The organism is Streptomyces sp. NPDC051664 (assembly GCF_044453545.1).
GTDB lineage: Bacteria > Actinomycetota > Actinomycetes > Streptomycetales > Streptomycetaceae > Streptomyces.
In genome coordinates, this window is record NZ_JBITCU010000021.1 from 105,567 (window position 1) to 114,510 (window position 8,944).

Genomic DNA, 8,944 nt, shown 5'->3' on the forward strand with positions numbered 1-8,944 from the left:
CTAAGAGGAATGACTGGATCACTACCCGCGCCCCTACGCCGCCGAGGATGACACGACTATGCGATGCACTGAAAACTCTTCTTCAACTCGCCCCAACTTGCTCCTAAAAGCGGCTGTCGCAGGTTCGAATCCTGCCGGGGGCACGAGGCAAGAGGCCCCGGACCGATCATGGTCCGGGGCACCGTGCCCGACGGCGCGCTGCGGGCTGCGGGCTGCGGGCTGCGGGCTGCGGGCGAAGGAGGGAAACCCCGCTGCGGCTATCGAGGGGACGGCTGTCAGTCATGGGCTTACCTGCCATCTCCGCTACACCCCAGCACCCCGGCCTCGCTCGGGTAGCACTCAGCCCACAACCTGGTACAAGTCAGATCAAACCAGTCCGGGTTGCGGTTCCGGTTGCCGCGCTGGTGTGGTCCTCGGTTTCCACAGTTCGTCGGTCCTTACGTAGCCGTAGACCACTGAGGCCGTCGCCAGCAAGAGAAGTGGTCCGGACACCCACGGATGCTTCGCCATCTCCAACGGTAGATAGCGATAGGACACCAAGAGCGCAGCGAAGACGGTTGCGCCGCAAGCGACCAGCTGGATCCCTGATCGATCCCAGCCGCGGTCGAGCGAGCGCAGTGCTGCCTCGATCGTGAGCGTAAACACCACGCCGGCAATGAGATCCGCGCCGTAGTGGTAGCCAAATCCCAGCGTTGCGCAGAGCGTAGCTATCAGCCAGAACGTGCCTGCGAATCGCAGAAGCCGTGGGCCCGTCCGGGAATGAATGAAGATCGCGGTAGCCCACGCTGTGTGCAGGCTGGGCATGCAGTTCCTTGGGGTGATCTCGTCGAATGGCATGTGGTGCGGGGTGTTGATCGGCGGCGGCGTCTCCGGCCACAGGTTGGCCACCGCCCAGTGCTCGGTGGGCGGCGTTTCCGACCACAGGCTGACCGTCGCCCAGTGCTCGGCGCCGGTGCCGTACGCGAAGATCGGTCCGACCACGGGGAAGATCATGTAGATGGTGGGCCCGAGGAGGCCGATCACCAGAAAGGTGCGCACCAGATGATGGCCCGGGAAGCGGCGCTCGACCGCCACGTTACGCAGTTGATACAGCGCGACGATGACCGCGGCCACCGCGAGCTGGCCGTACACGATGTCGAGAAAATTGAAGCCGATCGGGCCGGTGGCCGTGACGATCCGGCCCACCAGCCACGACGGGTTGCCCAGCGCGTGATCGGCGGTTGCCACGTACTGGTCGAGCACCGCTGGGCGGGTCCTTGATGTGATGAGTAGCCAGGTGTCGCCGGTCTTGCGGCCGGCGACCAGCAGCAGGCCCAGCCCGACGCCCTTCAGCAGCAGGACACGTTCCCGGCCGGTACGGCGAGTGACAGCGATGACCGCATAGCCCAGAAGCACCCACAACGCACCGTTGCCGAAAGGGTGGCCGCCGGTCGTCTTGGCGTCGACCGCCCACCGGACCGCCAAGAAGGCGACGTCGATACCGATCGCGGCAGCAGCCGCGATGAACCGTTGCCGCCAGGTGAGCACCACCATCATCAACGCCATACCGGCGTACAACAGGAAGCCTGATTTGGGGGCGAATATCACCTCTCGCGCCTGGTTGGTGATCGGCCCCGGCAGGCCGTAGCGACGGGCGGCGATCTCCAGCGCGATGAGGAATCCGAGGGCCGCGACACTCGCCACGCCCCAGAGTCTCACCCGTGGTTGACGCCACACGGAGAACACGGTTCTGCTGTTTATTCGCGAAAAAGCCCGCGATGGTATATATCTCAATTTTCAGCCGATTTTCTATGTTTTGTTAAAAGTCAGGGTGGGTTCGCTCGCCACCTTCCGGTCAGGGCTGCTTTCTCCCTCGCCAAAAGTAGCCCGCCCGACGAGGGAAGACGGAAAGATCACAGTCCGGGTTGCGCCTCGTTCCTGGTGCGGCATGTGACGCGTCGCCCGATCGTTCGCTCCGGCTCGGCGACGGGAACACGGACCCTGAGTTGTCGACGTCGACGTCCCGCCACCGGCGTATTACTACAGCCTCAGCGAGCGCGTCGACCTGGATATCCCGATCTCCTGGACCTGGCACTGCTGCCATACGCCGATCATCCGGACCACCGTGAACAGTGGCGGCCGCACCAGATGCGCACCAGGTAGGCCAGGGATCAGCGGACAACCACGGTCACGTCGGTACGCCCCTTCCCACCCCGATCCCGGCTGTTTCCGCAGTTCAACAGGCCTTACAGAGCGAAGCCACTTGTTATTCCCAAGCTCATAGCTTGGCGTCCTCGCGCTCCGTTCAGGTGCGCAGCATGACCGGCGCCCCAGCCTGCCCTGTGTGCAGCCAAGCCACGCAGTTCGGCGGATTCGTGCTCTGTGTGCGGCAGGACGACGGTAAGCGAGTGTGCCGTTTGCTGTGGCTACGTCCCCGCGTCTCCGTGCCGTTGGTGGATCATCGACCCCGGCCGATCGGCGATCGCACGGTCCCGGTCGGCGGTCATGTGCTGATAGATCAACGCGGCACGGGCGGTGCTGTGCCCCATGCGCGTCATCAGCTCACGCGTGCTCGCCCTGTCTTTAGCTCGTGAGGCTACTGGTGACAACCCGGAGATCTCCGGTTGGGCCCACGAGATGCGCACAAGGATCGCGCTCACGACGGGTGACTACCGCGGAACCCTGGCAGCCTCGCAGGCCGGGACCGACGCGTCTCCCAAGCATGGGGTGGCGGTCCAGCTTGCCGCCGAGAGCTTCCAACGCCTGGAGGAGGGCTGGCTCGCCGTGCTGTCGTTGTTAGGCTCGCGGGATGGCGGCACCGAGTGCGGACGATATCCGTGGATTGCATGAGAAGTACGCGCCCTCAGCTGAAGCGTTTGATCTTGTCTTCACGCATTGCGAGATTGTGTGGAGTATTGCTGAGCAGCTGATTGCGGAATCGGCCCGCGATATTGATGCTGATCTCGTTCGGGCTGGCTGCCTCCTCCACGACATCGGCGTCTATCGCCTGTACGACCGAGACGGGGTGCTGGATCAGCAGAATTACGTGCGGCACGGCGTGCTGGGCCACGAGATCCTCGTGGAGGAGGACTTCCCGGAGGAGCTGTGCCGATTCTGTTCCTGCCACACAGGCGTCGGGCTGACGAAGCAAGACGTGGAGCGCCAGTGCCTTCCCCTGCCGCCGGCTGACTACCTCGCGGTGACAGTCGAGGAGCAGCTGGTCATGTACGCGGACAAGTTCCACAGCAAGACCACACCGCCGAAGTTCGTCACCGCGGACTCCTACGCCACCTACGTCAGCCGCTTCGGAGACGACAAGGTGGCCGCCTTCCACTCGCTGCACAACACATTCGGAGCCCCCAACCTCGCTGAACTGGCGGCTGCGCACCAGCACGCCCTTGCCTGACGCGGGGCGGTGTGTTCGTCCCGACCCGGTCCGTAAAGGTAATTGAGCAGCCCATACGTACGGCTGCCGGTGGATACGTCCGGAACCACGGTGTTCAGCGCCTCGCCATCTCGATCGCGGCAGCCTCGATACGGGCGGCGGCGCGCAGGACACGGGCGACCGCTTCATCGCTCGACACCGTGGAGCGTCTCGTCCCCGCCCCGAACGCGCGCCGTCGCCGACCGGGCGCCCCCTTCGCTCCGGGCGATCCGTTCCGTCACCCCTCATACGGATCCGCCCCGGAACCCCGAGCAGCTGCCGCCCCCATGTCATCTCCGCCTCGCTGAACGGGACTTCGGGGCACAGCCGCTCGGGGTGGCCCGGGGGCGGCCCGACGACGGTCACGTCGTCCGACTCGCTGGTCGGCGGGATGTAGACCCAGATGTGGCCGAAGGCGACCAGCGCGTACGCGACAGATCGCAGGTACCGGGCGAGGAGGATACGCATGCTCCTCAGCCTGCCCGCCGTCGCCAAATCCGCACCAAAGGCGGTCGGCCACAACGCATTTCGGCCAATCGGCACACGTACGCAGTTTCCCCGATGTGCGGACATGTGCGGCGCCTCGACAGTGGCTGGAGCCGGAACACGAAAGTACGTTCCCCCTACCGCAAGAGGTAAAGATGCACTATGAGCTGCTCGGTCCGCTCCGGGTCTCCCACGGCGGACACGGTTACTCCCTGAGCGCCCCCAAGATGGAGATGACACTGGCCACCCTGCTCGTCGGTGCCGGGCGCGTCACCACGAACGAACAGATCATCGAGGAGCTCTGGGGGTCGGGGCCGCCACGGCGCGCGTCGGCCGCCGTCCACGTCTATCTCTCGCAGCTGCGGAAGTTCCTGACCGCCGCAGGGGACGATCAGGGCCGTGCCATCACCACCAAACCGTCCGGCTACCTGATGCGGCTGGACGGCTCCGGCTACGACGTCGACGACTTCCGCGCGGCCATGCACGAAGGCCGCTTCCTCCAGCAGGCCGGCCGGTTCGAGGCCGCCCTCGACGCCTTCGGCCGGGCGCTGTCGCTCGTACGCGGCCCGGTGCTCGACGGCACTCCCGAGGGGCCGGTGCTGACCCGCTTCGCCACCTGGGTGGAGGAGGAGCGACTCGCCTGCCTGGAGCTGTCCGTCGAGGCCAGTACAGCGCTCGGCCGGCACCGCGAGGTCATCAGCCTGCTGAACACCCTCACCGCCGAGTACCCGTTGCGAGAGTCCTTCTACCGCCAGCTGATGCTGGTGCTGTACCGCTCGGAGCGGCAGGCGGAGGCGCTCCAGGTGTACCGCTCCGCACAGCGCGTCCTCAGATCCGAACTGGGCCTGGAGCCCTGCCGGTCGCTGCGCCGGCTGCACCAGGCGATCCTCACTTCTGACCGGCTCCTCGATCTCCCCGTGGCGAGCTGACGGTGGCCCCGGAGCGCCAGGACACCTGGCTGCGCCGCTACCACGACACGGATGCCCGGGCCGAGCTCATCTGCTTTCCGCACGCGGGCGGTTCCGCCGGGTTCTGACATCCCCTCTCCGCCGCCGTCCACCCCGCCCTGGGTGTACGCGCCGTCCAGTACCCGGGCAGGCAGGACCGGTACCGCGAGCCGGCCGTCCGCGATCTGCACCGGCTCGCCGACCTGATCGCCGAGGCGCTGGGCGACGGTCCGCCGCCGGCCGGGCCACGGATCTTCCTCGGCCACAGCATGGGGGCCTCCCTCGCCCACGAAGTCGCACTGCGGCTGGCCGGGACGCCGGACCGCGGCCCGGTGGCGCTGCTCGTGTCCGGCCGCCGGGCGCCGTCCCGCACGGTGGCCGGCGCGGAACGGCTCGACACCGACGCGGCGCTGCTCGCCAGGGTCCACTCGCTGGGCGGCACCGTGCCCGCCGTGCTGGACGACCCCGAGCTGCTCGACCTGATCCTGCCGGCGCTGCGCGGTGACTACGCGGGGCTCGCGGCCTATGTGCCGTCCGCGAGTGTGTCCCTGGCGTGCCCGGTCGTGGCCCTGACCGGGGACAACGACCCGGAGGCGCCGGTCGAGGACGTACGCGCGTGGCGCGACCACACCACCGGTCCCTTCGAGCTGCGGGTCTTCCCGGGCGGGCACTTCTTCCCGGCCGACCACCTGCCGGCCGTCGCGGACCTCGCCGTCGCGCTGTCGGCCGCCGCCCCGGCGAGCCGGCGGTGAAGCCGTCATGAGCGGGTCGGGAAGCCTGCTGGCCATCAGCGATCTGCATGTGGCGTTCGACGACAACTGGGCGGTGCGGGAAAGGCTCCGCCCGGAGCACCCGGACGACTGGCTGCTGGTGGCCGGTGACGTGGGCGAGATCGCCGGCGACATCGGCCGGGCCCTGGAACTGCTGAGCCGGCGCTTCGCGAAAGTGGTGTGGGTGCCGGGGAACCACGAGCTGTGGACCCATCGGCAGGATCCGGTGACCCTGCGGGGCCGCGGCCGGTACGAGCATCTGGTGCGGATCTGCCGGGACCTGGGCGTGCTGACGCCGGAGGACCCCTATCCCGTGTGGCAGAGCCCGACGGGCCCGGTCACGGTGACGCCGCTGTTCGTCCTGTACGACTACACCTTCCGGCCGTCCGGTACGAGGACCCGGGCCGAGGCACTGGAACGGGCCAGGGCGAGCGGGATCGTGGGCACCGACGAGGCGCTGCTGCACCCCGATCCGTACCCCTCGATCGACGCCTGGTGCCGCGCACGCCTGGCCCTGACGGAGCGCCGGCTCGCGGCTCTCGCCCCCGGTACCGGAACGGTGCTGGTGAACCACTTCCCGCTGGTGCGCGAGCCCACCCGCATCCTGCGCCATCCGGAGTTCGCGCTCTGGTGCGGCACCAGGGCCGCGGCCGACTGGCACACCCGGTTCAACGCCCGGGCCGTGGTGTACGGGCATCTGCACATCCCCCGCACCACCTGGTACGACGGGGTCCGCTTCGAGGAGGTGTCGGTGGGCTACCCGCGCAAGTGGCACCGGCGCGGGAACGGCCCGGGCGGGCCGCGGCTCGTTCTGCCCGGCCCGGACGCGGCCGCCCGGGTGGGCGGGCCGGAGGTCCTGCGGTGATCGCCGCACTGCTGCCGCCGGGGGCGGTGGGGGCCGAGGCGTACGGCGATCCGCCGGAGGCCCGGCTCCATCCGGCGGAGGAGGCCGCCATGGCCCATGCGGTGGAGTCGCGCCGCAGGGAGTTCACGACCGTGCGCCACTGTGCCCGAACGGCCCTGGGTGAACTGGGTTTCCGTTATGAGCCGTTGGTGCCGGGACACCGGGGCGCACCCGGCTGGCCGGAGGGTGTGGTCGGCAGCATGACGTACTGTGCCGGCTTCCGGGCGGCCGCGGTGGCCCGGGCGGAGGTGCTGGCGTCGCTGGGCATCGACGCCGAACCCGACCGTCCGCTGCGGCCCGGCATGCTCGCCTCGGTCTCCCTTCCGGCGGAGCGCGAACGCGTGGCCGAGCTGGCCGCGCACCGCCCCGGCCTGGCCTGGGACCGGCTGCTGTTCAGCGCCAAGGAGGCGGTGTACAAGGCGTGGTTCCCGCTGACCGGGCTGCTGCTCGACTTCCCGGAGGCGGAGACCCGGATCGACGCCGGGGGTACGTTCCGGGCGGTGCTCCTGGTGCCCGGCCCCGTGGTCGGGGGCCGGGCGGTCGGGGTCTTCCACGGCCGGTGGGCAGCCGGCGGCGGGCTGCTGGCCACCGCGATCGGGGTGCCTCAGCCCGCCAGGGCCATCAGCCGGACGAGCGCGGCGCGGGAGTTCACGCCCAACTTGCTGTAGATGTGCGTCAGATGGACGTCCACGGTGCGCGGGCTCACCCGCAGCCGTTCGGCGATGTCCTTCGTCTTCAGCCCCTCGCCCGCGAGTTCGGCGACTTCCCGCTCCCGCAGGGTCAGCTCACCCAGGCCGCTGTCCTCCCGCCGGCCCGTCAGTCGGACGGCGGACCGGGCCAGTTCGCGGGCGCGCGCACCTGCCGGGCTGGCGTCGCCGAACAGCCGCTGCGCCTCCTGGTAGCATCGGGCGGCCTCCGCCGTCAGCTCCCGGCCCACTCAGCCGCAACGTCGGTATCCGGGTGGCGAGTTCATGGAGAGCGATCTCCAGTTCGGCCCGGGCGAGGTTCTGGCCGATGCACTGGTGGACGCCGTAGCCGAAGACGAGGTGGTGCCGGGTGCCGCGCCGGACGTCGAGGGTGTCGGGGTCGGCGAAGACCTGCGGTGAGCGGTTGGCCGCTGCGTTCGGCAGATAGACGCCGTCGCCCTCCTTCACCACGACTCCGCCGATCTCGATGTCGGCGGCGGCCACCCGCTGCAGCTCGTCGGCGACCGAGAGGAACCTCAGCAGCTCCTCGACCGCCCCGGACGCGACACCCGGATCGGCACGCAACTCGGCGAGCTGCTCAGGGTGTTCGAGCAGCGTGAGCACACTGAGCCCGATCATGTTGGCCGTCGTCTCATGGCCGGCGACCAGCAGGAACATCGCGATGAAGGCCAGTTCGAGCCGCTCCAGCTCACCGGTGGCGAGCCGGTCGACGATCAGTTCGTCGAGCAGCCCCTCCCCCGGCTTCGCCTCCTTGGCCGCGATGAGTTCACCGAAGTAGCCGACCAGGGCCGCGCTGGCGTCGGACGCCTCCTGCGCCGTGCTGGTCGCCTGCACCATCCGGCTCGTCTGCTGCTCGAAGAAGTCGTGGTCGGAGTAGGGAACGCCGAGGAGCTCACAGATGACGGTGGAGGGTACCGGCAGCGCGAACTCGGGAACGAGGTCCGCGGTGGTTCTCCCGTCGGCGAGCAGGGCGTCGATCTTCTCCCCGACGATGCGCCGGATGGCGGGCCGCAGCGAGTTGACGCGCTTCACCGTGAAGCTGGGGATCAGCATGCGCCGCTGGATGTCGTGCTCCGGCGGGTCCATCCCCACCAGCGCGGTCAGCTTGGCGGCAGCCATGCGCGGGACGAGCACCGGGAAGTCGGGGCGGGTCCGGTCGGAGGAGAGCCGGGGGTCGACGAGCAACTGACGGGTCTCCGCGTAGCCGGTGACCACCCAGGCCACCCGGCCGTCGTACAGACGGACGCGCGCGAGCGGCCCTTCCTTCCGCAGCTCCTCGTACCCGGCCGGCGGGTGGTAGGGGCAGCCGCGCGTCATCGGGAATTCCGGCAGTCCTACGGTCTCGGTCGTCGCGGTGTCACTGCTCATGCGGCCCCCAGGCACTCGGTCACAGCCGGCTCTCCGGCGTGAACCGGCATTGTCCGAAAGGCCGGTTAAGGAGTTCTAAACCCACCTGCCAGGCGTGCGCCACCGGCCCTCACGGAGTTCAGGGGGCGCCCACCCCAGCCGCATCTTGCTGGTGTGGTACGTGGGAACCCCGTCGTGGTCACGCCTATGGGAGGGGACGCAGCCGCGCGCCACGCTGCTACCGCTGCTCTGACGCCGCCGTCCTGCAACGCGTCGCTTCGCGGCCTTGTCCCGGGACTCAGCAGGCGCCGGCGGCCGCTCAGATGCCGGGGAGTGCGATCCGGGTGTAGGTCAGTCCCGCGCTGGTGCCGCCGGGGCTG

Annotated in this window: 8 protein-coding genes and 2 pseudogenes; 6 read left to right on the forward strand and 4 right to left on the reverse strand. The window is 69.1% G+C overall.

From position 1 onward, the window contains the following. Positions 1-366: 366 nt before the first annotated feature. Positions 367-1,716, reverse strand: a complete 1,350-nt coding sequence (locus tag ACIA8E_RS29870) for a phosphatase PAP2 family protein (RefSeq protein ID WP_399302596.1) — start codon at positions 1,714-1,716, stop codon at positions 367-369. Positions 1,717-2,526: 810 nt separating this feature from the next. On the opposite strand from ACIA8E_RS29870, the gene ACIA8E_RS29875 reads away from it, so the two are divergent. Beyond that, positions 2,527-2,829, forward strand: coding sequence for a hypothetical protein (locus tag ACIA8E_RS29875; RefSeq protein WP_399302568.1), 303 nt, complete (start codon positions 2,527-2,529; stop codon positions 2,827-2,829). Beyond that, on the forward strand, positions 2,789-3,385 hold the full coding sequence (locus ACIA8E_RS29880; protein ID WP_399302570.1) for an HD domain-containing protein: 597 nt from the start codon (positions 2,789-2,791) through the stop codon (positions 3,383-3,385). The genes ACIA8E_RS29875 and ACIA8E_RS29880 overlap by 41 nt, the downstream gene beginning before the upstream one ends. 303 nt (positions 3,386-3,688) lie before the next feature. On the opposite strand, the pseudogene ACIA8E_RS29885 reads toward ACIA8E_RS29880, so the two are convergent. Then, positions 3,689-3,976, reverse strand: a pseudogene (locus ACIA8E_RS29885) (DUF6059 family protein); the annotation flags it as partial. 68 nt (positions 3,977-4,044) lie between these two features. On the opposite strand from ACIA8E_RS29885, the gene ACIA8E_RS29890 reads away from it, so the two are divergent. The 4 genes and pseudogenes from ACIA8E_RS29890 (at position 4,045) to ACIA8E_RS29905 (ending at position 7,178) form a co-directional block, all read left to right on the forward strand. Then, positions 4,045-4,818 (forward strand): BTAD domain-containing putative transcriptional regulator, encoded by a 774-nt coding sequence (locus tag ACIA8E_RS29890; RefSeq protein ID WP_399302572.1) that lies wholly within the window; start codon positions 4,045-4,047, stop codon positions 4,816-4,818. Positions 4,819-4,820: 2 nt separating this feature from the next. After that, positions 4,821-5,588: pseudogene (locus tag ACIA8E_RS29895) on the forward strand (thioesterase II family protein). Positions 5,589-5,595: 7 nt separating this feature from the next. Then, on the forward strand, positions 5,596-6,471 hold the full coding sequence (locus ACIA8E_RS29900; RefSeq protein ID WP_399302574.1) for a metallophosphoesterase family protein: 876 nt from the start codon (positions 5,596-5,598) through the stop codon (positions 6,469-6,471). Next, positions 6,468-7,178: a 4'-phosphopantetheinyl transferase gene (locus ACIA8E_RS29905; protein WP_399302576.1), complete on the forward strand. Its 711-nt coding sequence runs from the start codon at positions 6,468-6,470 to the stop codon at positions 7,176-7,178. The genes ACIA8E_RS29900 and ACIA8E_RS29905 overlap by 4 nt, the downstream gene beginning before the upstream one ends. Here ACIA8E_RS29905 and ACIA8E_RS29910 read toward each other — a convergent pair. Then, positions 7,115-7,393: a helix-turn-helix transcriptional regulator gene (locus ACIA8E_RS29910; RefSeq protein WP_399302598.1), complete on the reverse strand. Its 279-nt coding sequence runs from the start codon at positions 7,391-7,393 to the stop codon at positions 7,115-7,117. The genes ACIA8E_RS29905 and ACIA8E_RS29910 overlap by 64 nt on opposite strands. Continuing rightward, the gene (locus ACIA8E_RS29915) at positions 7,296-8,585 is read right to left on the reverse strand and encodes a cytochrome P450 (RefSeq protein ID WP_399302578.1); all 1,290 of its coding nucleotides are present in this window, start codon (positions 8,583-8,585) and stop codon (positions 7,296-7,298) included. The genes ACIA8E_RS29910 and ACIA8E_RS29915 overlap by 98 nt, the downstream gene beginning before the upstream one ends. Between the last annotated feature and the right edge of the window lie 359 nt (positions 8,586-8,944).

Bases quoted from the DNA above. Each gene is read 5' to 3' on its own strand.
- ACIA8E_RS29915 (WP_399302578.1), bottom strand. From the start codon at position 8,585: ATGAGCAGTGACACCGCGACGACCGAGACCGTAGGACTGCCGGAATTC.
- ACIA8E_RS29890 (WP_399302572.1), top strand. From the start codon at position 4,045: ATGCACTATGAGCTGCTCGGTCCGCTCCGGGTCTCCCACGGCGGACAC.
- ACIA8E_RS29875 (WP_399302568.1), top strand. From the start codon at position 2,527: ATGCGCGTCATCAGCTCACGCGTGCTCGCCCTGTCTTTAGCTCGTGAG.
- ACIA8E_RS29900 (WP_399302574.1), top strand. From the start codon at position 5,596: ATGAGCGGGTCGGGAAGCCTGCTGGCCATCAGCGATCTGCATGTGGCG.
- ACIA8E_RS29880 (WP_399302570.1), top strand. From the start codon at position 2,789: ATGGCGGCACCGAGTGCGGACGATATCCGTGGATTGCATGAGAAGTAC.